Source organism: Arsenophonus nasoniae DSM 15247 (assembly GCF_000429565.1).
Taxonomy (GTDB): domain Bacteria; phylum Pseudomonadota; class Gammaproteobacteria; order Enterobacterales; family Enterobacteriaceae; genus Arsenophonus; species Arsenophonus nasoniae.
This window is the reverse complement of sequence record NZ_AUCC01000024.1, coordinates 14,912-39,993: the sequence shown is the minus strand read 5'-3', so window position 1 is coordinate 39,993 and position 25,082 is coordinate 14,912. Positions and strand designations below refer to the sequence as shown.

The 25,082-nt window shown below is 37.2% G+C and carries 21 protein-coding genes; 10 read left to right on the top strand and 11 right to left on the bottom strand.

The window, feature by feature from the left end; translation table 11 throughout:
* The 3 genes from G468_RS0107460 to G468_RS0107450 all read left to right on the top strand — a co-directional run.
* On the top strand, window positions 1-230 hold a 230-nt coding region (locus G468_RS0107460), incomplete at its 5' end, for an ATP-binding protein (protein ID WP_026822599.1).
* 135 nt (window positions 231-365) lie between these two features.
* On the top strand, window positions 366-950 hold the full coding sequence (locus G468_RS0107455) for a hypothetical protein (protein ID WP_026822598.1): 585 nt from the start codon (window positions 366-368) through the stop codon (window positions 948-950).
* Window positions 951-1,228: 278 nt separating this feature from the next.
* Complete coding sequence (locus G468_RS0107450; RefSeq protein ID WP_026822597.1) at window positions 1,229-3,388, top strand: pentapeptide repeat-containing protein; 2,160 nt, start codon at window positions 1,229-1,231, stop codon at window positions 3,386-3,388.
* 151 nt (window positions 3,389-3,539) lie between these two features.
* On the opposite strand, the gene G468_RS0107445 is transcribed toward G468_RS0107450, so the two are convergent.
* The 7 genes from G468_RS0107445 to purM all read right to left on the bottom strand — a co-directional run bounded on the left by G468_RS0107445 (window position 3,540) and on the right by purM (window position 13,198).
* Window positions 3,540-4,847, bottom strand: a complete 1,308-nt coding sequence (locus G468_RS0107445; RefSeq protein WP_026822596.1) for an MFS transporter — start codon at window positions 4,845-4,847, stop codon at window positions 3,540-3,542.
* A gap of 491 nt (window positions 4,848-5,338) precedes the next feature.
* On the bottom strand, window positions 5,339-6,706 hold the full coding sequence (gene mgtE, locus G468_RS0107440; protein WP_420885099.1) for a magnesium transporter: 1,368 nt from the start codon (window positions 6,704-6,706) through the stop codon (window positions 5,339-5,341).
* Between the two features lie 283 nt (window positions 6,707-6,989).
* Window positions 6,990-8,519, bottom strand: coding sequence for an exopolyphosphatase (gene ppx, locus G468_RS0107435; protein WP_026822594.1), 1,530 nt, complete (start codon window positions 8,517-8,519; stop codon window positions 6,990-6,992).
* A 4-nt stretch (window positions 8,520-8,523) separates the two neighbouring features.
* Window positions 8,524-10,593: a polyphosphate kinase 1 gene (gene ppk1, locus G468_RS0107430; RefSeq protein ID WP_026822593.1), complete on the bottom strand. Its 2,070-nt coding sequence runs from the start codon at window positions 10,591-10,593 to the stop codon at window positions 8,524-8,526.
* 57 nt (window positions 10,594-10,650) lie between these two features.
* Window positions 10,651-11,235, bottom strand: coding sequence for a spermidine N1-acetyltransferase (gene speG / locus G468_RS0107425; protein ID WP_026822592.1), 585 nt, complete (start codon window positions 11,233-11,235; stop codon window positions 10,651-10,653).
* A 278-nt stretch (window positions 11,236-11,513) separates the two neighbouring features.
* Entirely contained in the window at window positions 11,514-12,158 is a 645-nt protein-coding gene (gene purN / locus G468_RS0107420) for a phosphoribosylglycinamide formyltransferase (RefSeq protein ID WP_026822591.1), read from the bottom strand.
* The gene (gene purM, locus G468_RS0107415; protein WP_026822590.1) at window positions 12,155-13,198 is read right to left on the bottom strand and encodes a phosphoribosylformylglycinamidine cyclo-ligase; all 1,044 of its coding nucleotides are present in this window, start codon (window positions 13,196-13,198) and stop codon (window positions 12,155-12,157) included. Before purM ends, purN begins: the two co-directional genes overlap by 4 nt.
* Before the next feature lie 231 nt (window positions 13,199-13,429).
* On the opposite strand from purM, the gene upp reads away from it, so the two are divergent.
* Window positions 13,430-14,056, top strand: coding sequence for a uracil phosphoribosyltransferase (gene upp / locus G468_RS0107410; protein ID WP_026822589.1), 627 nt, complete (start codon window positions 13,430-13,432; stop codon window positions 14,054-14,056).
* Window positions 14,057-14,166: 110 nt separating this feature from the next.
* Here the strand turns inward: upp and G468_RS0107405 are convergent, their stop codons facing one another.
* On the bottom strand, window positions 14,167-14,904 hold the full coding sequence (locus G468_RS0107405) for a hypothetical protein (RefSeq protein ID WP_026822588.1): 738 nt from the start codon (window positions 14,902-14,904) through the stop codon (window positions 14,167-14,169).
* Between the two features lie 565 nt (window positions 14,905-15,469).
* On the opposite strand from G468_RS0107405, the gene uraA reads away from it, so the two are divergent.
* Both uraA and hda read left to right on the top strand, forming a co-directional pair.
* Window positions 15,470-16,765, top strand: coding sequence for a uracil permease (gene uraA, locus G468_RS0107395; RefSeq protein WP_026822586.1), 1,296 nt, complete (start codon window positions 15,470-15,472; stop codon window positions 16,763-16,765).
* A gap of 105 nt (window positions 16,766-16,870) precedes the next feature.
* Window positions 16,871-17,593, top strand: a complete 723-nt coding sequence (gene hda / locus G468_RS0107390; protein WP_071846860.1) for a DnaA inactivator Hda — start codon at window positions 16,871-16,873, stop codon at window positions 17,591-17,593.
* Window positions 17,594-17,633: 40 nt separating this feature from the next.
* Here the strand turns inward: hda and arsC are convergent, their stop codons facing one another.
* Both arsC and bepA read right to left on the bottom strand, forming a co-directional pair.
* Window positions 17,634-17,993, bottom strand: a complete 360-nt coding sequence (arsC, locus tag G468_RS0107385; RefSeq protein ID WP_026822584.1) for an arsenate reductase (glutaredoxin) — start codon at window positions 17,991-17,993, stop codon at window positions 17,634-17,636.
* 12 nt (window positions 17,994-18,005) lie between these two features.
* Window positions 18,006-19,472: a beta-barrel assembly-enhancing protease gene (bepA, locus tag G468_RS0107380; protein WP_026822583.1), complete on the bottom strand. Its 1,467-nt coding sequence runs from the start codon at window positions 19,470-19,472 to the stop codon at window positions 18,006-18,008.
* 136 nt (window positions 19,473-19,608) lie between these two features.
* Between bepA and G468_RS0107375 the strand changes: the two genes are divergently transcribed.
* Complete coding sequence (locus G468_RS0107375) at window positions 19,609-20,673, top strand: AI-2E family transporter (protein ID WP_026822582.1); 1,065 nt, start codon at window positions 19,609-19,611, stop codon at window positions 20,671-20,673.
* 56 nt (window positions 20,674-20,729) lie between these two features.
* Here the strand turns inward: G468_RS0107375 and bcp are convergent, their stop codons facing one another.
* Window positions 20,730-21,200, bottom strand: coding sequence for a thioredoxin-dependent thiol peroxidase (gene bcp / locus G468_RS0107370; protein WP_026822581.1), 471 nt, complete (start codon window positions 21,198-21,200; stop codon window positions 20,730-20,732).
* Between the two features lie 615 nt (window positions 21,201-21,815).
* On the opposite strand from bcp, the gene dapA reads away from it, so the two are divergent.
* From dapA to purC, 3 genes are all read left to right on the top strand, one after another.
* Window positions 21,816-22,733 carry a 4-hydroxy-tetrahydrodipicolinate synthase gene (gene dapA, locus G468_RS0107365; protein WP_034249492.1) on the top strand — a complete coding sequence of 306 codons (918 nt, stop codon included), beginning with the start codon at window positions 21,816-21,818 and terminating at the stop codon, window positions 22,731-22,733.
* Window positions 22,734-22,742: 9 nt separating this feature from the next.
* Window positions 22,743-23,792 (top strand): outer membrane protein assembly factor BamC, encoded by a 1,050-nt coding sequence (gene bamC / locus G468_RS0107360; protein WP_026822579.1) that lies wholly within the window; start codon window positions 22,743-22,745, stop codon window positions 23,790-23,792.
* 272 nt (window positions 23,793-24,064) lie between these two features.
* Window positions 24,065-24,778 (top strand): phosphoribosylaminoimidazolesuccinocarboxamide synthase, encoded by a 714-nt coding sequence (gene purC, locus G468_RS0107355; protein ID WP_026822578.1) that lies wholly within the window; start codon window positions 24,065-24,067, stop codon window positions 24,776-24,778.
* Window positions 24,779-25,082 lie beyond the last annotated feature (304 nt).

Here is a 25,082-nt window from a genome sequence, read left to right as displayed (position 1 = left end):
GAGAAGAAGCAAACCTGTTTTTCAATGTGATTGCCAAGCGTTATGAGCATGGCAGTGTCATATTGACGAGTAACCTATCATTTGGGCAATGGCCAAGTGCTTTTGCTGATGACGCAACATTAACTGCCGCTATGCTTGATCGTTTACTTCATCATTCGCATGTACTGCAATTAAGCGGTGAAAGCTACCGATTGAAAGATAAGCGGCGCTCAGGAGCAATAACTGAGTAAAACAGTGGATCAATTTTGATTGATCGGATTTAGATAAAAAGTGGATCAGTTTTCGGTGATCGTTGACAACAGGAGAATATTGGCCCGGCAGATTATCAGTTAGATACCCTTTTTCAACATCATTTTAAATTATTTATGGCAAACTATTGTTTTCATCAACAGCAAGCTAAATTTGCCAAATTATTGGCTACTTTAGAATTAGGTGAATTCCAGTCCACTTTTCAAACTGCGATAACGCAAGGTTTTTCTAAAAAAAAGTTAATCGATTTTTCCAGTCAGAATAAACTGACAGACATATTCAACAATAAGCTTGAGCCATATACGGAAAGTGGCGTAACCGGTTATCGCTTAACCGCTGATTACACGCAACAATTGCTGCAAGCTTATAATTTATCTACTGCGGATAAAACCACTCAGGCGCAAACCTTATTAAGCTTGGCCGCTGTTTTTAGCAAATATTCTTCTAGTGCCATATTTGGTACGGAAACTGAGTCACCGAATGTATTAAGGTCTTTTGCTTTTGCTCTTATGACGCAGGCCTATCAATTGGCACCGCAAACATTTGCTTCGAAAAAACAGTATAAAGACTGGGGCGACCGATTGCTGGGCTACAATAACGCATTTAGTTGTACGGCGGTGTTATCAACTATTATGGTAGAGCATATCAAACAACATTTTCCAACCACCTTAACAGGAATTATGCCGCCGGCCTGGAGTTAGTCGCGCTGATTTTATTGCCTTAAACTTAATCGATGATGCGTCTCTGATTGCTGGTTATTAGGGACGTTAATTCTATTGCGTTCGTTCACAAATTTGTCTAGTAGATAAACAACATAATTGGCTGAAAATAGTTTTTATGTTAGATAAAATAGATAATTAATAGCAAAAAATGGCAAAAATAATCATTAATTGTCGTTAAATAGCGGTTTTGTGCAATCATATTCCATCAATCACTCATATATTACCCGCTCTAATTATAAATCAATCAAGGAGTGATTATGCACGTTTCCCCTTCTAAGGGCGCCAATTCTGTCTTTCGCTCAATGGATACAGCCTCAGAGCCACTTTCTGATTTAGCCATTTTAAGGCAAGCCATCCCAGATGATTGTAGTGTTGATGACAAAAGGGATTTACAACAGCAAAAGCGCGATATTTTGGATAAATTAATTAAGCAACGTCAGGTTGGTGCTGAGCTGGATTTGAGGGAAATTGAACTAAAAGAACTTGATTTAACTAGTGTCAATTTACGGTCTGTTAATTTAGAGCGGGCTAAATTGCAAAAAGCGAATTTAGCCAAAGCCTGTTTAAGTGAGGCCAATCTGCAAATAGCTAATTTGTCAGATGCCACATTAAAATATGCTAGATTGGCTAATGCCAATCTTGATTATACTAATCTCACTAATGCTAAATTAAATATGGCAACATTGAGCCATGCTCAGTTACATAGGAGTAAGCTAATAAAGGCGGATCTCAGTTATGCGAATTTGAATCACGCTGAGCTGAATATTGTTGAACTACACGAAGCAATTTTGAATAATACTAAGTTAATGAATGCAAATTTACAGCAAGTACTATTTTTTAAGGCTGAACTGCAACAGGCTAATTTTAGTAATTCTAATCTGCAATCCAGTGTTTTTATCGAGGCCAATCTGTCAGATGCTAATTTGAGTAATACTAAACTATATTTTGTTAATTTTACTAAAGCTAAGTTAAATGGTGCTAACCTAAAGGATGCTAATTTTCTTGGTGCTAATTTAAATGGTGCCGATTTAACGGGCGCTAATTTAGCCGGGGCAAAGCTAACTGAGATCGCTTTACCTGATTGGAGCAATGGTGATTGTTTAGATCGTTATCTAAACCATATCAATAATAACTCTAGTTTACTGACAACTATCGACAGTATTGATGCTAAATATCATGACCAGAAAATAGCCCTGGTTCACCAACTAATTGATTCATTAAACAAATGCCTTACAAAAGTTTCACTATCATCGGTGGTAGATCCCTTATTAGATACATTAGCGAAAGCGCCCTATAACCAGGATCTGAAAATCATCAACTGGCTTAATAATAAAATCTTGCCACTCTATTTGGCTAAGTATGATACCAGCATGATGCCAGTACCCGCAGACCCTATTTTGGCAACCTTATTGACTTACATTGAAAACAAGCCAGAGCTGATGTTTAGCTATAATGGGGCCTTTATTCAGTTGATTTCACAAGCGATGGCGGGTGATAGTTGCCATAAAGAGCAGGCAAAAACGCTATATAATCATTATCTGCAAGATAACCGTGTTGAACCTTATACCAAGAACCTTAATTTTGCTAATTATGCCGGCCATGCTGATTGGTCTGATAACGAAGCTAATAATTTTATTCTGCTTTCTGCCGAACAAAATAGTCATTATGCCATGATGATATCACCAGATCGATTACGCAGTATGTTAGATGTTGAGACAAAAAGTAATATGATCTGGAATGGTTTTTATCTGTTTCAGGGCGGAGAGGTTATTCCAACTGAACGGCAAGATTTTTCATTAACCGATCTTTTTAATCATCATTTTAAAATATTTGCATCGAATTACCAATTTCATCAACAGCAAGCTAAATTTGGCACATTATTGGCTACTTTAGAATTAGGTGAATTCCTGTCCACTTTTCAAACTGCGATAACGCAAGGTTTTTCTGAAAAAAAGTTAATCGATTTTTCCAGTCAGAATAAACTGACAGACATATTTAACAATAAGCTTGAGCCATATACGGAAAATGGCGTAACCGGTTATCGCTTAACCGCTGATTACACGCAACAATTGCTGCAAGCTTATAATTTATCCACTGCGGATAAAACCACTCAGGCGCAAACCTTATTAAGCTTGGCCGCCGTTTTTAGCAAATATTCTTCTAGTGCCATATTTGGTACGGAAACTGAGTCACCGAATGTATTAAGGTCTTTTGCTTTTGCTCTAATGGCGCAGGCCTATCAATTGGCACCGCAAATATTTGCTTCGAAAGAACAGTATAAAGACTGGGGCGACCGATTGCTGGGCTACAATAACGCATTTAGTTGTACGGCGGTGTTATCAACTATTATGATTGAACATTTAAAAGCCCATTTCCCAAGCACATTGGCTGGTATTATGCCGCCGGCCTGGAGTTAATACTGGCATTTTTATCGTGAAATAATCAGTTTTTTATCAAAAGTATCCGTCTTATGACGAATACTTTTTTGTTTAATTAACGATGATGTTATTAACGACTTAATGCATTTTTCTTAGGGTTATGAGTATCAGAGTTGGATTTGTCTAGTTGCTAATTTGACCATCCTTTATAAGCCAAGGGTAAAAAGCCAATCAAAATAGCTAATACTGCTACGGCACTGACATAATAAGCGGGCGCCAGCTGAGACTGTTGTAGCCAGAAACCAGTAATAATTGGCGTTAAGCCACCAAAAATCGCATAGGCGATATTATAAGCAAAAGACAGGCCGGAATAGCGGATTGCGGGTGGAAAGGCTCTGGTAGCCACAATCGGTGTTAGAACCACTGCGCCGACAAACAGTCCCATAATACCATAATAACTACTTAACGCTAAAAATGAGAGGGTGGGTGATAATATATAATAAAAATAGCTAGTTGAAATGATAAGCCCGCTGTAGGCAATGAGCATCGTGATACGTGAACCAATTTTATCACTTAAGTAACCCCAAAAAATACAGCCAACGGTTAACATTAATACCGCAATGCAATTAGCTTGCAAGGCGCTATTCCGATCAATATGGTAGATGCCGCGTAAAATAACGTCAGGCGTCATTAAAATGATCACGATAATAGCGGTAGATAAAGACCAGGTTAACCCAGCGGTGATCAAACAGGCCTGCTTATGTGAAGTTAAAACCGTCTTGATCGGTAACTCATTACTAAGCGCTTTTTGTGCCGCTAACTCTTTGAATATCGGAGTTTCCTGTAAAAAACGGCGCAGATAGACAGAAATTAAGCCAAATAAACCACCGAGAATAAATGGGATACGCCAGGCAAAGTCAATAATTTGTTGTTCGCTAAAGTGATATTCAATGCTAATGGCAATCATAGAGCCAAGTAAAATACCGCCGGTAATACCCGAAGTCAGTATGCCAATACCTAAACCATAACGCTGTTTTGGTGTGTGTTCAGCGATAAATACCCAGGCGCCGGGCATTTCCCCACCAATTGCTGCCCCCTGCATAATACGCATTAATAGTAATAGCAATGGAGCGGCACTACCAATTGTTGCATAAGTGGGTAGGGATCCGATGACTAAAGTAGGCAGTGCCATCATAAATATACTCAGGCTGAACATGCGTTTACGACCGATTTTATCGCCATAATGCGCCATAATAATGCCACCTAACGGACGAGCCAAATAACCGGCGGCAAATAACCCAAGCGTTGCCATCAGCGCGAGAAATTGATTGCCACTCGGAAAAAAAAGTTGCGAGATGATCTTGGCGTAAAAGACAAAAATAACAAAGTCATAAAACTCAAGTGTGCCACCTAACGAAGATAGACCCAGTGTTTTATAATCTTGTTGATTTAATGGCCTGGCAACAGGCTGGCTTTGCATGTTGGTTAGCGATGGCATGTTTTATCCTTTTTATTTTATTAATTGGAAAATAGTGTATGAGTATGCGGGATAAATTATTCTAACAATTGGTGCAATTTGTTGATTGTTTTTTATTTTTCAATCATAAAAGATTAAAGTAATAATGATATTTCATTTAACTGAAATCGTTATCCGTTTATCATCTGGAAGTTATAATCATAATCTTCTATTTATCGCGGTTGTCTATATAAACATCAATAGCGGATTTTATAATATCTTACTTTGAACGAGCTTTAAATGGGCTAAATATTAGGTTATTAGTTTTTAATTAAATGGATAACTAGCAAAATCAAGGATGGAATTTAAATAAGAATGCATTTTATTTTAGTAATATAAATAGATTAAATTGTTATATTTGAATTCATACATAGAGAAAAATTTGCTTACTAATTTAAATAAAAAAGATGTTTAAGTAAGTTAGGTTGCAAGGCGCTATTCTAATATTACAGTAATAGATTAGCGCTAGCGTTTCAAATTAGAAAAAGAGTTGCTAAGCCTAAGAAAATAAAGAAGCCGCCGGTATCAGTTATTGCGGTTATCATCACACTTGAGCCAATGGCCGGATCTCGATTCAGTTTTACCATAATTAATGGGATAATAACACCCATTAATGCGGCCATCATTAAGTTCAGTATCATGGCTAACGTCATCACTGCACCCATCTCTAGGTTACCATAAAGTAAATAGGTGACGATGCCCATTATTCCGCCCCAGACAATGCCATTAATTAAGGCCACCCCTAGCTCTCTCAGTAAGAGAAATGAGAAATTACCAGTCTGGATCTGATGTAAGGCAATCGCCCGCACAATCATGGTAATAGTTTGATTGCCAGTATTGCCACCAATGCCGGCTACAATCGGCATTAATGTTGCCAGTGCGACCAGTTGTGAAATGGTATTTTCAAAAACGCCAATTACTCGAGAGGCGATAAAAGCGGTGCATAGGTTAATGGCAAGCCACGTCCAGCGAGTTTTTACCGCTTGCCCAACGGGCGCAAAAACATCTTCTGCTGGACTTAATCCCCCCATTCGCCGAATATTACTATCACTCTCTTCATTAAGATTATCAACTATATCTTCAACGGTTAACCGTCCCATTAATAACCCATTATTATCAACCACAGCAGCAGAGATCAAGTCGTATCGTTCAAAAGCACTCGCGGCATCTTCCGCTTTTTCGTCGGGTAAGAAGCTTACTGTGGCGGTTTTCATCACATCAGCCACGGTTTTTGTTGGTAATGCGGTTAAAATTGTTGTTAAGGGTAATTCCCCTTGTAAGCGATTTTGCATATCAACAATAAAAATTTTATCGGTTGCTTCAGGAATATTGCCTCGTTGCCGGAGATAGCGTTGAACAGTTTTCAGGCTAACGTTAGGTCTAACGGTAATAAATTCAAAATCCATCATTTGGCCAACGCTATCTTTTGGATATTGCAAAACTTCTCGGATCTGATTACGTAGACTGGGATCAAGATAAGTTAATAACCGACGCATTGTATCGCGAGGCAAATGTTCGGCGATATAGGCTTGTTCATCAACATGTAGATTAGCAACAGCACGTAGCAATTCTCTATCCGACATGTTTTTTAGTAAACTTTCCCAGACTGAGGTTGAAGCCTCAACTAATACCTGGCCGCGTATATTATTATCAATTAAATACCATAACGATGAGCGTTCATCATAAGGTAACATTTCTAATAGATCAGCAATATCTGCTGCATGTAAGGCATTCAACAGTGATTTAAATTGGATGATTTTTTGATCATGTTTTACGATTGATGAGCTTTGCTGTTTGTTATGTTGCGTGGCTAATATTTTAATTGTCTCTTCATTTTCCATAAAAAGCGTTAAAATATCTTGCCTAATTTGGGCCAGCTTTTGGGAATGCGGATTAATAAGTGAGGTAATATTTGATGAAAAGGCTGGTTGAGACATGGTTATCCTTAAATAATAATAGTCGTAACCTATTATCAGGTATTATCATTTATAAGACTTTTGATTAAATGCACACATTATTTAAACAACTACTATCAGCAGCAGGATAGATAAGTTATCAGATAGAAATTAAGCAGTTAAATTAGATTTATATTTGGTAAATTTTATTTTTTATAATACCAAAATATCAAGCAGATTCCTCTTTAATTTTTAATTTCCAACCAGGTACCTCTTGCCAGTATTTTTGTTCTTTTTCTAAATCTAGCAGCATTAATGCATTTTGCTGTAAATAGTGAGCAGGAAAGGTCAGCCTCCAATGACTTTGATCAGTTTTTAAACGCAGTGAATTTGGCGTTGTGGTTGATTGACGTTGATTATTAAGCAGCGTAGCCAAGCGTAAGAGTTGGATCATGGGTAAAAATTGTTTTTTCTTAAACAGATTAAACTTTGGAATATCTTCAGACTTGATGCTTTTTTTATGATATCTCACCAAAGTTGCCAATAATAATTGTTGCTCTTGGTTAAATCCAGGCAGATTAGTATTGTGTAAAATGTAGGCAGAATGCCGGTGTAAACCATTATGATTTATATTTAATCCGACCTCGTGCAGCATAGCGGCCCAGATAAGTAGCACTTTTAATTGTGGATTAGCCAACTTGGGATTTTGTTTAGCCCATTGTTGATAAAGAATTTCGATGGTTTTTGACACTCGCTGGGTTTGTTCACGGTCAATATTATAGTGTTCAGCTAAACTTAATGCGGTGCGTTGGCGGATGTCCTGATGACGAAAACGTCCTTCCATTTCATATAGAACGCCTTCACGTAACGCGCCGTCAGATAAAGATAATTGTTTGATCTGCAGGGAATCAAATATTCCACATAAAATGGCCAACCCTGGCACAAAAACGTGCGCACGCTCTGCTGATAATCCAGGTAGATCGAGAGATTTAAAATTTTTATACTTTAGAACTAATTTTTTTAGTTTAGTTAAGCGCTCAGGGGTGATGATGCCATCTGAGTCACCCAACTGGCAAAGGACTTCATGGATTGCTTTGATGGTTCCTGAAGCACCAAAAGCACAGTCCCAACCTTTCATTTGATATTGGCAAGCCAGATTTTCTAGTTTTTGCCGGCTTGCAAAATAGGCGCGCGCAAAATTAGTTTCATTAATGATATTATTGGCAAAAAATTGGCGGCCATAACTGATGCATCCCATTTTACGGCTTTCCATTAGTAAAGGCTTAAAATCTTCACCAATAATAAGTTCCGTTGATCCACCGCCAACATCAATCACCAACTTCCGCCCTTTCTCTGGCTGGGTATGTTCGACACCCATAAAAATGAGTCGCGCTTCTTCTTGGCCTGAAATAATTTCGATCGGGTAGGGTATAATGGCTTTAGCGCGTTGTAAAAACGCTTTGACGTTAATTGCTTCTCGTAAGGCATGCGTGCCAACAATACAGACATTATCTGCGCTAAAACCTTGTAAACGTTCAGCAAAAAGCGCTAAGCAGGTTAAGGCACGCTGAATTGACTCTTCGTTTAATTGGTTATGCTCATCTAAGCCATCAGCCAGATGAACGCGTTTTTTTATGCGGGTTAAAATTTGTAGAGCGCCATTAACAATTCGCGCGACAATCATATGAAAGCTATTAGAGCCTAGATCAATGGCAGCAATTTCCATCGGCCTCGATGCTGAAGGTTTTGTTAATGGCATAGTGTTAAGCTCTTGTCTCTGGATGTTCTAGTGATTTTAAATAATCGTAGACAGCAAGTTGGGCTTGGATTTTGCGTTTATTACCGCGTGGTACGTAACGATTAGTTAACTCTTTATCGATATAACGAGCTTTAACTGTATCGTTAAATTGTAATTCAAGAATGTCGAGCACGCGTTGTTTCAGTTGTTGATCAACCAATTTAACCGCTACTTCAATCCGAAAATCGATATTGCGCGTCATCCAATCAGCCGATGAGATAAAGACTTCTTCGTTGCCATTGTTACTAAATACATAAACTCTATCATGCTCAAGAAAGCGGTCGACAATGCTAGTAACTTGAATATTTTCACTAAAATTAGCTTGGCCTGGAACCAGTGAACACATGCCGCGGATAAGCAGACGAATTTTTACCCCAGCATTGGAGGCATCATAAAGACGATTAATTAACTCTTTATCGTCTAAGTTATTAATTTTTAGCAAGATAGCGGCTGCTTTTCCTGCCTGAGCGTTGGCAATTTCCCGATCGATCAATTGCGTCAGCCGAGTGCGTGAATTTTGCGGTGAAACCATGAGATTTTCAAAACTGACGGGTCGGTAAGGATTTTCAATAAAATTAAATACCCGTCTTACTTCATTGGTAATTTGTTGATTTGCCGTTAATAAGGAATAATCGGTATAAAGGCGTGCCGTTTTTTCGTTAAAATTGCCGGTGCCAATGTGGGCATAACGAATAATTTCTCCTTGTTCGAGGCGAGAAATAATAAAAAGTTTAGCGTGGATTTTCAGGCCAGGCGCAGAGAAAATAACATGTACTCCGGCTTCAGTAAGATGCTTAGCCCAATGGATATTGGCCTCTTCATCAAATCTAGCTTGTAGTTCAACCACCACGGTGACTTTTTTGCCGTTGTGAGCCGCATTAATCATCGACTCAATGATGCGCGAATCCTTAGCTACACGATAAATATTGATTTTAATTGTTAATACATTGGGATCAAAAGAGGCTTGGCGTAATAATTCTATCGTATGTTCAAAAGTGTAATAAGGGTAGTAGAGGAGAATATCTTTTTCTCTAATGGCATCAAATCCATTACGAAAGTTATCAAAACGACGATGACGTAAGCGTGGCAGTGGCTTATTAAGTAAATTTTTATTACCTTCATTTGGAAATTTAATGAAATCTTTAAAGTTATGATAACGGCCACCGGCAATAACTGAGTCATCATTAGATAGTCCGAGTTTTTTTCTCAGCAGCGCTACCATTTCATCGGGCATGTTGCGTTGATAAACAAAACGAACTGGTTCGGCATTAAGACGCTGTTTTAAACTGGATGACATCAACTCTATCATGCTAGATTCCATCTCAGTAGTTAAATCATATTCCGCATCGCGCGTCATTTTCATGGCGTAGGCGTTTAATTGGTCGTAATCAAAAAAGCCTTTAAATATTTCGTCGAGACAATAACGCAAAATATTATCTAGCAAAATCATTGATTTCCTGCGTTTCGGCATTTCAGGCGGTAAGTGAATAAATCGAGGCTGTTTGCCGGCTGGAATTTCGAGTAAGGCATATTGAATATGCTGTCCTTGGATAATCTCAACGGCTAAATAGGTATAGTCATCTTTTAGGAATTCAACTAAATCCGTTTCTGGTGTGATCAAAATAGGCGTAATATGTTGACGAAGTTGTTGGCGAAAAAATTGTCGTAACCAAATTTGTTGGTTTGGTGAAATTTGCCGTTCGTTAATGAGAAAAATTTGATTATGCGCCATTTCAAGTAACAGCTCGTTATAGAGGGAGTCAAATTCTTGATCGAGCTTGGCAACTTTACTTTCAATTCTCTTAAGTAGCTGGCGTGAACTGGATGCTGTTCCTCGTTCTTCATTAATTAATATTCGGCGCTTAACATCGGCAAATCTAATTTTATAAAATTCCTCAAGGTTATTGGAATAAATGCCCAAAAATCGCATGCGTTCAATCAGCGGATTACGTTTATCTGCTGCTTCTTGCAAAACTCGCTCATTGAATGATAGCCAACTGATCTCTTTTTCAGTATAGAGTCGATCTTGAGACATCTTTACTCCATAACCAATATTGTTATTTAGTAATACGGGATATTGATACTTACCAGCTTATCTGATTACTGATGATTTTTCAGGTATTTTATTGCTCTCTACGCGAGATTTTTTTTTCATTTCACTGTATTGATGTTGAAAAATACTCATGCGAATGACGGTACGATATTTGCCATTAATAAAAAATTCATCCACCAGATCGCCTTCAATATGAAAACCCAACTTTTTATAAATATGCAGCGCTTTGGTATTTTCTTTATCGACAATCAAGTAAACTTTATAGAGGTTTAAGACCGAAAAGGCATAATCCATTGCTAAGTTAGTGGCTTTTGCTGCGTATCCTTTACCTTGAAATGCCGGATCAATAATAATCCCAATTTCAGCTCGGCGATGAATGTAATTTATTTCTACTAATTCGATTAAACCAATTTTAGTGCCTTCATTTTCTATAATGAACCGACGTTCTAACTGATCATGAATATGTTTATCATACAAATCGCTTAATTCAACAAAGGCTTCATAAGGTTCTTCGAACCAATAACGCATAACACTGGCGTTATTATCTAATTGATGGACAAATGGGAGATCTTCACGTTCTAGCGGTCGTAGTGTAATCGACTCGTTTTTTTTGCCAGTAGGCATTGGATACCTCGATTGGAAGTAAAACTTAGCATATAAAATAGTCACTATGGATGTTCTGTATTTTTAGTCACTTTGATCAGGCAAAAAAATAGCAGAATCAAGCTGAGTGATAAATAAGAGCAACTATATTTTAGCAATAAACTCAGCTTTCGATAACTAATTCGTTAAGTATTGGTTGATTATTACTACAAAATTAATCAATTAGAATTGGTTTAAGTATGGATTATATTAGTATACAACGTTGTGATGCCATAGGCATCACATAGTGAGGGATAATGTTAATCTTCATCACTGGCGTAACCTTGTTCAGGAAGTTTACAACCATCTAAGAAAGCTGAATTATTAACCATCACTAATCGACCTTCAACAAACCAATTAATGACTAATGGATAAATACGATGCTCTTGTGTTTGAACGCGCGCAATAATGTCTTGCGGCTGATCTTCAACAAAAATAGGCACTTTAGCTTGTAAAATAATCGGGCCTGCATCCAATTTCTCAGTGACAAAATGAATAGAAGTACCATGCTCTTTATCACCATTTGCCAGCGCTTTACGGTGGGTATTTAATCCAGGATACTTAGGCAATAGAGAAGGATGAATATTAATTATTTTACCTAAATAATGGCTGACAAAGCGTGGTGTGAGAATGCGCATGTAACCCGCCAGTACAATCAGATCTGGCTGATATTGTGCTAGCTCGGTCATGAGTGATGCATCATAAGTCTGGTTATCAACGTAATCCGCTTTTGGCATCACAACCGTTGGGATCGAGGCTTGTTTAGCCCGTTCTAAACCATAGGCCGTCGGATTATCACTGAAAACTGCACTAATTTTTGCGGTAATATTTTGTTTTTGGCAAGCATCAATAATGGCTTGTAAATTGCTGCCGTTGCCAGAAATTAAAACCACGAGATTTTTCATTTGCTGATCGTCACCTGTGGTTCATTCGCCTTGCTCGCGACAATTTTACCAATAAGCCAGGCGTTTTCACCTAGTTGATTGAGCAGTTGTAACGCGTCAGAAACTTCTTCTGCGGCTATTACCATTACCATGCCAACGCCACAATTAAAGGTGCGGTACATTTCATGCGTCGTTACATTACCGGTTTGTTGTAACCAACTAAATATGGCTGGCCATTGCCAGCTCGCACCATCAATTTGTGCTTGGGTATTTGCTGGTAAAACCCGTGGAATATTTTCCCCAAAACCACCACCGGTTATATGGGCAATGGCATGAATATCCAGTTTTTCAATTAACGCTAGAATATTTTTAACATAAATGCGCGTTGGGGCTAACAAGCTTTCTGCCAGTGACTTATTTTCTAGTTGTGTCGTGGTTGGATCTACTTGGCTTAGCTGTAGAATTTTTCTAATTAATGAATAGCCATTGGAATGGGGGCCACTAGAACCTAAAGCAATCAGGGCATCGCCAGCTTTAACTTTGCTACCATCAATAATTTTTGTTTTTTCGACCACACCAACACAAAAACCGGCTATATCATAATCGTCGCCATGATACATACCCGGCATCTCTGCTGTTTCGCCACCGACCAGAGCACAGCCTGATTGTTTACAGCCTGCGGCAATGCTTTTGATCACACTGCTCGCTGTGTCTACATCTAGTTTACCAGTTGCATAATAATCGAGAAAAAATAGGGGCTCCGCACCTTGAACAATCAAATCATTAACACACATGGCAACCAAATCAATGCCAATGGTATCATGGCGTTTTAAGTCCATAGCTAATCGCAGTTTGGTTCCAACACCATCGGTGCCGGAAACTAATATTGGCTCACGATACTTTTGTGGTAAGGCACATAGTGCGCCAAATCCCCCTAATCCTCCCATTACTTCTGGGCGGCGGGTTTCTTTAACTGCCCCTTTAATACGTTCGACCAGTGTATTACCTGCATCGATATTGACACCAGCATCTTTATAGCTGAGAGAAATTTTATCTGTCACAGCAAGCTCCCAAGGCGATTGCATTTAGTAAAATAGATGGAAACGGCATAATTCTACCAGCCTAAGCAAACGTTTGCGAGACTCTTTATTGGTTTTGATAATAAAGTGCAAAAGGGCGTAAAATAAATTTTATATATGGGGAACCTTAATCTAGCAGTGGAAGAGGGCAGAAAAAGGGCTATAATTTGCTAATTTTTTATTTGTAGATAGTTTGTACTGAAGGAGAGTAGCGTGAAAATCGTTGAGGTAAAACACCCGTTAGTTAAACATAAATTGGGTTTATTGCGGGATAAAGATATTAGTACTAAACGTTTTCGTGAATTGGCCTCAGAAGTGGGCAGTCTTTTAACTTATGAAGCAACAGCTAACTTAGAAACCGAGACCATTGCAATCGAAGGTTGGTGTGGTCAGGTAAACATCGAGCAAATTAAAGGAAAAAAAATTACCGTTGTGCCAATTTTACGTGCTGGATTGGGAATGATGGATGGGGTATTGGAAAATATTCCTAGTGCCCGTATAAGTGTTGTGGGTGTTTATCGTGATGAAAAGACATTGGAGCCTATTTCATATTTTCAAAAGCTGGCTTCAAATATTAATGAACGCATGGCATTGGTTGTTGATCCGATGTTGGCCACCGGTGGTTCAATGATTGCTACGATTGATTTACTTAAACAAGCAGGCTGTCAGGTTATCAAAATATTGGTATTAGTTGCCGCTCCCGAGGGTATTAAAGCACTAGAAGCAGCCCACCCCGATGTTGAACTCTATACCGCATCGATTGATGATCATTTGGATGAACATGGTTATATTGTTCCGGGTTTAGGTGATGCGGGCGATAAGATATTTGGTACTAAGTAACTTTTATCGTTTAAGTTATTTTTTATTATTGATGGTCATTGAAAATAAATAAGATTGGCTGCGATACCAATCTTATTAAGCGTGAAAATTATTATTTTAAATTTAATTAGTTAATTTTGGGGCGTTTTTTTCGCTCTATTTTTATCCAACCAACGTTTTAGCCCTTCATAATTTTTATTTAGTTCGATGTTGGCATTTTCTATTGTCAGTTTATTGGGATCAAAAATAAACTCTTGTGCTATGTAATTAAAATCATAGCCGGAAGCGGGATTAGAATACAAACTGTAATAGAATAGTTTAGCTTGTTTGTCTGCTTTTATTACTGGTTCAATAAACTGAATAAAATTATGATCCTCTTCATTAAATTTTACAAAATCTGCTAGATTGGCTGCTAACTCTTTAGTTAAGCTAGCACGTTCATCATTGTCAATAAATTTATGCGTGGCAATAATATGTTCAGCTAATTGGTCTGGATTATTCGTTTTGAAGCTGCTTGAACGGCTATTAAAATTTGAAATATAGTTACAGGTTCTAATTTGATAGAGATAATCTAAGTAGTTCCTTAAATAAAGCGATGCATTATCTAATGAATTAGTCGGCGCCCATTTTGATTGATCACGGATATTAGTTATTATTGTGGTAACGAAATTTGTCGGTGAAGCGGCCAGTTTTTTGGCATTTGTGTCTCTATCATTATTTTCATTCCATTGATTATCATCTTGGATGGCTTTTTCTTTTCCGTGACCAAATATTTCAGCACAACCTAATAAATGACTAATATTTTCACTACTATATTTTGATATATCAATAGAATTATCGATACTATTAAATTTATTTGTATTTATCATAAAGATTCCTTTAATTAAAATAATTAATTTAGTTTAATTAGTGTTTAAAATGAATTTTATAGCCATTAGATTAATATAAATCTTAACAATTTTATTTTGCTAAATTAGCTAATATAACTTAATTAGTTATATTATTATTTAGATTTAATACACTATATAATTTATAAAAGCGTGATAAAAAATCATTTTCATTATCTATCTTATGATATAAATAATAAAATATATTAATTAAGGCGATGCAATAATTTGCTATTTTCAACCTTAGTGTTATTTTTTCTAACCAATCAAAAAGTAGGGTAAATTTAACCTGAATAATACTTTTTATATCTTCAGGTGATAAGTTAAAATCCATAAAATGAAGTGTTAATCTGGCTATCTTATATGACAATAAAATTTGCTTTTTCTTAGTGATTAGTCCAAAGAAATGGTTTTTATATTACCAGAGCTTACTTAATATTTAATACAATTTTCTGTGATGAAATTAAAATATTAACAAGTGGACTTTATTGATCACTTTTGATGAGTAATAATATATCAATAATGAGTTACTGAGAGGATAGTGTTCATGACCCGCCGCGTAATTGGCGTAGCAGAAAGGCCGCCGTTAAGAGAAACGATTCCATTAAGTTTTCAGCATCTGTTTGCTATGTTTGGTGCGACAGTATTAGTCCCTATTTTATTTAACATCAATCCTGCAACCGTTTTATTGTTTAATGGTATTGGTACATTGCTCTATTTGGTTATTTGTCGGGGGCGTATTCCTGCTTATCTGGGCTCAAGCTTTGCGTTTATTTCGCCAGTTTTATTGTTATTACCCCTTGGTTATGAGTTAGCATTGGGTGGATTTATTGTTTGTGGACTACTTTTTTGCTTAGTATCACTCATTGTAAAAATAGTAGGTAGAAATTGGATCAATATTATCTTTCCTCCTGCGGCAATGGGTGCGATTGTGGCTGTTATTGGGCTGGAATTAGCGCAAACGGCAGCTGGTATGGCAGGACTTTTACCTAAAGCGGATATACCGGTTGATTCAAGTAGTTTAATTATTTCAGTGGTGACGTTGATTGTGACCATTTTATGTTCGGTGGTTTTTCGCGGTTTCTTAGCGATTATTCCTATTTTGATTGGAGTGGTTGTCGGCTATTTACTTGCCTTTTTAATGGGAAAAGTTGATTTAACTCCGGTTATTACCGCGCCATGGTTTGCATTACCCACATTTTATTCTCCACGATTTGAGTGGTTTGCTATTTTGACTATTTTGCCTGCTGCGCTAGTTGTTATTGCGGAACATGTGGGTCATTTGGTTGTAACTGCCAATATTGTTGGGCGAGATTTATTAAAAGATCCCGGTTTACATCGTTCAATGTTTGCCAATGGTTTATCAACCACCATTTCAGGATTTTTTGGTTCAACACCGAATACCACCTATGGTGAAAATATTGGTGTGATGGCGATCACTAAAGTATATAGTACTTGGGTAATTGGCGGCGCGGCAATCTTAGCTATCATGCTTTCCTGTGTTGGTAAATTAGCGGCGGCAATTCAGCTTATTCCCGTTCCAGTGATGGGGGGCGTTTCCTTATTACTTTATGGGGTTATCGCAGCATCAGGTATTCGAGTATTAATTGATTCTCGTGTAGACTACAACAAACCACAAAATTTAATATTGACTTCAGTTATTCTAATTATTGGCGTAAGTGGTGCGACGATCCATATTGGTGCGGCTGAACTGAAAGGGATGGCACTTGCTACCATTATCGGTATTATAATGTCGTTAATTTTTCGCCTAATTAATATTATTCGGCCAGAAAAAACTTATATCACCGCTAAGATTGAGTCGATTGACCCGATTAAAAAATAGCTATTTTTGTTGGAATAATAACGAGATTGTTAGTTTCATCGGATGATATTGTTTAAGTTCATCTAATTACAACTTTTGTGTTAAGCTGTATGTGTTTTCTTATCTATACAGAAAGAGGTGCTTCTGAATACGCCGTCGCAGCTTTCATTACCTTTATCTACGCCCGATGATGAAACCTTTGCCAGTTTTATTACTGGCGAAAATGGTATTTTATTAGCGGCCATTAAATCTGCTATTAATCAATTCCATAGTAGCTATATATATTTTTGGTCTCAGCAAGAAGGTAGTGGTAAAAGCCATTTATTGCATGCCGCATGTACTGAATTGTCACAAAAAGGCGAGGCGGTTGGTTATGTTCCTCTGGATAAACGTAGCTATTTTGTCCCTGATGTTTTAGATGGTATGGAGCATTTAGCGCTGGTTTGCATTGATAATGTTCATTGCATTGCCGATGATGAAGAGTGGGAAATAGCACTTTTTAATTTATATAATCGTATCTTAGAAAACGGTAAAAGCTGTTTATTGATCACCGGGGATAAGCCGCCAAGGTTGATTGATTTAACTTTACCTGATTTAGCATCCAGACTCGATTGGGGGCAGATCTATAAACTTCATCCACTTAGTGATGAAGATAAGATCCAGGCACTACAATTACGCGCTAAATTACGCGGTTTTGAATTATCTGAAGAGGTTAGTCGTTTTGTATTAAAGCGTTTGGATAGAAAAACCCGTACACTATTTACTATGTTAGATGAGTTAGATCATGCTTCGATTGTTGCTCAGCGTAAACTGACTATTCCCTTTGTTAAAGATATTCTTAAGCTTTGATTTAAGAGGTAAACTTGTTTTACCTCTTCAAGATAGAAAACTATTTAAATAGCTTTTTGACTAATTCTGGTGGACGACCAAGCTGAGCATGACCATTGACAACAACAATCGGTCGCTCTATCAATATCGGATTATCATGCATTGCTTGGAGTAACATATCGTCTGATAACGAGTGGTCAGATAAATTAAGTGTTTGATAAATTGTTTCATTGCGCCTCATTAATTGACGAGGTTCAGTGAAACCTAATTGTAAAAGTAAGGTTTTTAAGCTATTGGTGCTTGGTGGTGTTTTAAGATATTCAATGATGCGCGGTTTAACCCCCATATCCTCTAATAGTTGTAGGGTTTGTCGGCTTTTTGAACAACGAGGATTATGATAAATGGTCACTTGGTGAGTCATTGGATAAGTTCCTTAGCGTTTTTGTAATTGTTTATCACGAATTTGTAACTGGCGTAGTGCATCAATGCGCGCATCATATCTGGCTTGATCATAACTGCCAATTTTTGTTAACCGACTGGCATCAGTAAGATATTGAATGGCAGTATTATAATTGCCACGTAAAGCCATACCTTCAGCATAAGCAGCTAACTCTTCACTTCGCTTAGCTTGTTTAGCTGAAACTTCAGCCAGCAAAGTCCAACCATTTAAGTCATTGGGATTATCAAAGGTGTATTTACGTAACAATTGACTAGCTTGTTGATACTGATTATTAGCAAGGTAGGCATTAGCCAAATTGATTTGTAACACTGGGTCGTTTGGAGTTTTGGTTAGTGCACTTTGTAAACGAGAAATCGCCTTTAGGGGTTGATTTAACCCAATCTCTATATCGGTCATGAGATCAATAAACCAGGAATTAGTGGGTTGTTTAGCTAAAAGTAAGTTCATAATATTACTCGCAGCCTGATATTTTTTATCTTTATTAAGTTGTAGTGCATGACCATAATCAGCCGCCATTCTTTCTTTAGCATCACCCTGACTATATTGTGATAAAATTTGTTCAAGAATGGTTTTTTGCCCGTCTGTATACATGGCAAGAATGCGCACTCGAGCCAGCATAAAATCCAGTGATGGAGGAAGATTAATTTTCGGGTATTGATTTGAACGATTTAGCGCATCAGCTAAACGACTATCGGGTAATGGATGGGTTAATAGCATTTCAGGTGGTTTTGACATATAACGGCTCTGATGGGCTAAAATTTGCATAAAGTCAGACATGGCGCGCGGATCGAATCCGGCTCGACGTAAAGTTTGTATGCCAATTCGATCAGCTTCTTGCTCGTTAGATTGCGTAAAGCTTATTATACCTTGCTGCACTCCGGCTAATGTTCCCGTTAGCGCTGCAATACCTGCTTGTGGATTAGCCATCACTAACAGTGCTGAGCCAATAGCGCCTATCCAGGCCAAGGGTGCATTTCGTTCACGATCCTCTAGCATACGGGCAAGATGTCTTTGTGTTACATGAGAAATTTCATGCGCGATCACTGAGGCTAGTTGACTTTCATTCTGGCTATAACGAAAAAGGGCAGAATGGAGAACGACATTACCACCAAAATAAGCATAAGCATTGATATTAGGGTTATTTATCATGTAAAAATGGAACGGTGTTTTTACTGAGTGGGCATTTTTTACTAAGCGCATGCCGAGATGATTAATATATTGATTTAATAAGGGATCGTAAATAAGTGGTGTGCTAGCACGTAATTGGCGGGTTAATGCGTCACCAATAATGATCTCTTGATCAATAGTTAATGTACCACCTGCTGTAGTACCAATATCCGGCAGATTATCGTCAACAGCGGTATAAACAGGTTTCATAGGAACTGCTAACATTATTGTTATTACAAGAGTAATGAGTGGTTTAGTAAATTTTGTATTCATAAACCGAAAGTATCCCTTATGATTGATTATATTATTAAATGACATTTTTTATGATAGCAAACCTTACTGGATAATCTGTCAATTGGTATAATTTCGTGGATTAAAAGGCTAATTTACCACATTCAGGAGTGAATATATGCTGGAGATGTTTTTGCAATGGTATCGTCGAAGATTTTCAGATCCTCAGGTCGTTGCATTGTTTATCAGCCTGATTATCGGTTTTTGTATCATTTTCTTTTTTCATGATATTTTAGCTCCTCTATTGGTTGCTATCGTGTTGGCTTATTTACTTGAATGGCCAACCCAAAAACTGGGTAAGTTAGGCTTATCAAGGCTGGCGGCGGCGTCCATTGTGCTGACAATATTTATGGGTATTAGCGCCATGGTTTTTTTAATTATTGTGCCCATTGTTTGGCAGCAAGGAATGAATTTATTATTTGATTTACCCTCAATGGTGAATAGCTTTAATGAATATGCCAAGGCTTTGCCTGAACGTTACCCCGCTTTGGTCGATGCCGGTATTATTGATATGATAGCGGATAATTTACGCAATCGTTTATCAACGTTAGGTGAATCTGTCGTTAAGTACTCTGTTGCCTCACTTATTGGCATTATTACCATAGCAATATATCTGGTTTTAGTACCCCTAATGGTATTTTTTCTGTTGAAAGATAAAACGAGAATGATACGTGGATTACAACGTATTTTACCTCGTGATCGGTTATTAGTCGGACAAGTTTGGCAGGAGATGAACCAACAGATCACTAACTATATCCGTGGTAAAGTTATTGAAATGATGATTGTTGGTATCTGTACATATATTGCATTTGCTTTTTTAGGTTTGCGCTATTCGCTATTTCTGTCAGTACTGGTTGGTATTTCTGTTTTGATCCCCTACATTGGCGCAGTGGTGGTTACTATCCCTGTAGTATTAGTTGCGCTTTTTCAATGGGGTATTGGACCCGATTTTTGGACTTTACTCATCGCTTATTTAATTGTTCAGGGGCTCGACGGCAACTTATTGGTGCCCATACTATTTTCTGAGGCAGTTAATTTGCATCCACTGGTTATTATTTTATCTGTCGTGGTCTTTGGTGGGCTTTGGGGCTTTTGGGGCGTATTTTTTGCCATTCCATTGGCAACGTTAATTAAAGCCGTAATGCATGTTTGGCCGGAAGATAATCTAGTAACTAAAAAATAGTGTTTAATTGTTAATTGCCAGCAAAACATGCAAAGGCAATTAACAATCGATTTTAATCACGGATGGGTAGTGAGATAATCCATTACAATTTGGTGATGATCCGCTGTTTTGAATTTGTCAAAAACATGTTCAATTTCGCCTTTGGTATTAATTAGGAAACTGATACGATGAATACCATCAAACGTTTTTCCCATAAACTGTTTTGCTCCCCATACACCGAATTTTTCCGCAACCTCATGCTTGTAATCCGATAGTAATGTAAATTCTAGCATCTCTTTTTCAGCGAAACGTGATAACTTTTCTGGTTTATCAGTACTGATGCCTAAGACTTCGACACCCATTTGTTTTAATTTATCCCATTCGTCACGTAATCCACAAGCTTGTATTGTGCAACCGGGAGTCATTGCTTTGGGATAAAAATAAATCAAAACTCTTTGACCAAGATAATCAGATAAATTGATTATTTCGCCATCTTGGTCAGGCAGGCTAAATTGAGGGGCCTTATCACCGGCTTTCAATGGGCTCATTAGATTCTCTCCATTTAATGCTATATGTTATTGCGATTTGCTGATAATGCTAATTGTACCTTGGGTATTTAATTTTGTGCACAATTGTTTAAATCTATTTTTGCTAATTCATACATTAGCATCAATAAAATTTTGGGCATTTATAGCAATTTCAAGTTTTCATCCTACTTGTCTATGGCTTGATCTTTTTTAATACTAGTCCGGCCAGCTTGAAGTTATGGTTAATAAATAATCAAGTAAATTGTTTAATTATACCTAGCGACATAAACAATAACTTTGAATATTGTATGGTAACCATAAAAAAAAGCTCATGCCAAGATAAAAAACAAGTATATCAATATAATACGCTGACAGACTGAGGAGTGATTAAATGATATTTAATGGAATAAAATAGGCACTTTTTGACTAATTTTTTAATTTTAAAAGATTTATTTGCTGATAAAATAATAAATAGGGCGAGAAAAATAAACGGAAAGTAGGCTGATAAATCATTATTTATTTTTCTTAAAATAGAGAAGTTATTAATAAATTTCATTAAATATTGTGTATGAGAAGGTTTTTTTCTTTAGACTGAAAAAGTACCATAATTTTAATATCTCATTTAGGAAAAAGGTTATGGTTAATAATTCTATTGCAGATCGGAATTTTTTGCGTGGAAGTCTTGCTGCGCTTGTTACCCCAATGGACATAAAAGGACAAATAGATAAACCTAGTCTGAAAAAACTAGTTAATTATCATGTGGATAATGGTACAACCGCGATCGTATCTGTTGGCACAACTGGCGAATCAGCGACTCTTGAGCATAGAGAGCACTTGGAGGTGGTATTGATGACCTTAGAGTATGCTGATGGTAGAATCCCGATTATTGCCGGTAGTGGCGCAAATGCCACCCAACAAGCGATTGCAGTCACTAAATCTTTGGAAAAAACGGGTATTGTTGCTTGCTTGGCGGTAACACCTTACTATAATAAACCCTCACAAGAAGGACTCTTTCAGCATTTTAAAGCCATTGCTGAACAGACAGATTTGCCGCAAATCTTATATAATGTTCCTTCGCGTACCGGATGTGATTTATTACCTGAGACAGTTGCTAGATTAGCAAAGTTAGGTAATATTGTTGCTCTTAAGGAAGCCAGTGGTGATTTAAGTCGCGTGAATCGCATCCGCAGATTAATTAATGATGATAATTTTATTTTGCTAAGTGGTGATGATGCAACTGCGTTAGACTTTATACAATTAGGTGGGCAAGGGGTAATTTCTGTAACAGCCAATATTGCCGCCAAATTAATGGCTGAAATTTGCAAGCTAGCATTAACAGGAAAGTATGCCGAAGCGCATAAGTTAAATTATCGACTAAGTGAATTGCATCATCAATTATTTATTGAGCCTAATCCCATTCCAGTTAAATGGGCTTGTTATCAGTTAGGACTTATTAATTCTGATACATTGCGCTTACCGATGACACCATTAACACAGACCGGTCAGATAGCGGTACAAAGGGCGCTAAAGATCGCTGATTTACAAAAAATTTAGGGAAATTTAATGGCAACATTATTGCACAAATCAAAAGCTGTTAAGCTGGCAGGACTGTCACTTGCGATATTTTTGGTCGCTTGCACGACTAATCAACGTTATAAGCGTCAAGTAAGTGGTGACGAGTCATATTTAAATACACCACCGTTAAAAAATTTGACTATTCCTCAAGGTATGTCGTTACCATTACAAAACGGTGAATATGATATTCCGCCCGCTAATCAAAATGGTTCTGTAGGTAAAGCATTAGATATTCGCCCTCCCATTCAAACCCTTTCGTTACTTAGTGACACCCATACCGAAAATAGTCCAACAGCAAGTCGCTTATTTTTAAGTAATACAGCTGAAAACAGCGCTCTTTGGTCGCAAATTAACGCTATTTTGCCACAAAAAGCGATTAACGTTACGCAAAAAAATGATTCTGACCATTTCTTGATAACCGATTGGATTACCTGGCCGCGAGGAGATGAAGATATTCCTCTACAAACTCGGCACAAAATTCAGTTGACTCCACAAAATAATCAAATAGTCATCACGGTCACTAATGAAGGCATAAAGCAGGGTGAAGAGACAATTGCCGATCCGGTAGAAATCCAACGCTATAATATTTTAATGTTAAATGAGCTGATTGATTCAATAAATAAATTACGTAATAACGCAACCCTTTCTGATGCCCAGGGTCGTTATGCCATTATAGATGTGCAAACGGGTAGTGATAGCAGTGGATTACCGCAAATTATCGTGCGTGCACCTTATGATGTTGTTTGGGATAGATTACCCTCTGTGCTTGAAAGTATTGGTATGCAAGTTGGTGATCGTAGTCGTTCAACGGGAGCGATTAACCTCACTTATAATGGTATGAGTGATAGTGATTGGCAAGCGATTGGCGTCGATAATCCAACTATGGCAAAAGGCGATTATAAATTGCAAGTGGGTGATATGAATAATCGTAGTAGTCTGCAATTTATGGCAGTGAAAGGGACCACCTTAACACAAAAACAAAATGATGAAATGGTCGCGGCATTAAAAGTGGCGTTTAGTAAAGTGAGCAGTAATTAGTTAATAAAACTGAGTTTATTACGCTTACTTATAATATTGCCTAAATAAATGATAGATGGTTTATAGTGGTTTATTCACTATAGATCATCTGTTTTTTTATTTATTCTCTGGGTTTTGGGCTAACAAATGTTTCCTTTATAGTTATTTAATTAACATATATAACCGTTAATCTGTTATTCTCACTCATCTAACGAAGTAAACGTTTGCGTCTTGCTTTAATGTCCCATAAAAGCGTTTTTTTATTAAAATGATCAAAGTTCGGAGTCAATAAAATGCAGAAAAAAGCTGAGTTGTATCGCGGAAAAGCGAAAACCGTATATCTTACGGATGATCCTAATTTATTAGTATTAGAATTTCGCAATGATACATCGGCACTAGATGGTGAGCGTATAGAGCAGTTTGAACGTAAGGGAATGATAAACAATAAATTTAATCATTTCATTATGCAAAAACTGGCGCAAGCCGGCATTCCAACCCAAATGGAACGCTTACTGTCAGATACTGAATCATTAGTAAAAAAATTAACCATGATCCCCGTTGAATGCGTAATTCGTAATCGAGCAGCCGGTTCATTAGTTAAACGGCTGGGTATCGAAGAGGGTAAGTTGCTTGAGCCACCAATTTTTGATCTGTTTTTGAAAAATGATGCCCAGCATGACCCAATGATTAATGAGTCTTACTGTGAAACTTTTGGCTGGGTTAGCAAGGCGCATCTTCGTGAGATGAAACGATTAAGTTATAAAGCAAACGAAGTATTAAATACAATTTTTGATAAAGCAGGCTTGATTCTGGTTGATTTTAAACTTGAATTTGGCCTGTTTAATGGTCAAGTTGTCTTAGGTGATGAATTTTCACCAGATGGTAGTCGTTTATGGGATAAAAAAACCAAGGATAAATTAGATAAAGATCGTTTTCGTCAGCGTCTAGGTGGATTAATTGAAGCTTATGAAGAGGTTGCTAAGCGTATAGGTGTTTGCTTAGATTAAAGAAGTTTTTGGCAAAAAACCTCAAGAAGGGATTGCTTAACAACCAACATTATTTTATTGATTGCTCATATTGGCTATTACTTTTAATAATTAATTTGTAAGAGCAGCTTATGTATTTATTGGCTGCTCGCAGGGTTTTATTAGATTAACGAGATAAATAGACTACAGGGTAAATTGCTATGGTAAAATTTTAATCTTTTTTATAAATATGAAATTTATGTTTTTTTTGGCTACTTTTTAATTTAATTGGTGATTGTTTTTACTGGATTTTTATCGTGTTAAATTAATATTTTTATTATTAAAT

Coding starts and splice junctions, on each gene's coding strand:
- bcp (WP_026822581.1), bottom strand. CDS start 21,200: ATGAGCCCATTGAAAGCCGGTGATAAGGCCCCTCAATTTAGCCTGCCT.
- G468_RS0107405 (WP_026822588.1), bottom strand. CDS start 14,904: ATGATAAATACAAATAAATTTAATAGTATCGATAATTCTATTGATATA.
- G468_RS0107375 (WP_026822582.1), top strand. CDS start 19,609: ATGCTGGAGATGTTTTTGCAATGGTATCGTCGAAGATTTTCAGATCCT.
- uraA (WP_026822586.1), top strand. CDS start 15,470: ATGACCCGCCGCGTAATTGGCGTAGCAGAAAGGCCGCCGTTAAGAGAA.
- G468_RS0107455 (WP_026822598.1), top strand. CDS start 366: ATGGCAAACTATTGTTTTCATCAACAGCAAGCTAAATTTGCCAAATTA.
- ppx (WP_026822594.1), bottom strand. CDS start 8,519: ATGCCATTAACAAAACCTTCAGCATCGAGGCCGATGGAAATTGCTGCC.
- G468_RS0107450 (WP_026822597.1), top strand. CDS start 1,229: ATGCACGTTTCCCCTTCTAAGGGCGCCAATTCTGTCTTTCGCTCAATG.
- purC (WP_026822578.1), top strand. CDS start 24,065: ATGCAGAAAAAAGCTGAGTTGTATCGCGGAAAAGCGAAAACCGTATAT.
- dapA (WP_034249492.1), top strand. CDS start 21,816: ATGGTTAATAATTCTATTGCAGATCGGAATTTTTTGCGTGGAAGTCTT.
- arsC (WP_026822584.1), bottom strand. CDS start 17,993: ATGACTCACCAAGTGACCATTTATCATAATCCTCGTTGTTCAAAAAGC.
- G468_RS0107445 (WP_026822596.1), bottom strand. CDS start 4,847: ATGCCATCGCTAACCAACATGCAAAGCCAGCCTGTTGCCAGGCCATTA.
- bamC (WP_026822579.1), top strand. CDS start 22,743: ATGGCAACATTATTGCACAAATCAAAAGCTGTTAAGCTGGCAGGACTG.
- bepA (WP_026822583.1), bottom strand. CDS start 19,472: ATGAATACAAAATTTACTAAACCACTCATTACTCTTGTAATAACAATA.
- ppk1 (WP_026822593.1), bottom strand. CDS start 10,593: ATGTCTCAAGATCGACTCTATACTGAAAAAGAGATCAGTTGGCTATCA.
- purN (WP_026822591.1), bottom strand. CDS start 12,158: ATGAAAAATCTCGTGGTTTTAATTTCTGGCAACGGCAGCAATTTACAA.
- mgtE (WP_420885099.1), bottom strand. CDS start 6,706: ATGGAAAATGAAGAGACAATTAAAATATTAGCCACGCAACATAACAAA.
- speG (WP_026822592.1), bottom strand. CDS start 11,235: ATGCCTACTGGCAAAAAAAACGAGTCGATTACACTACGACCGCTAGAA.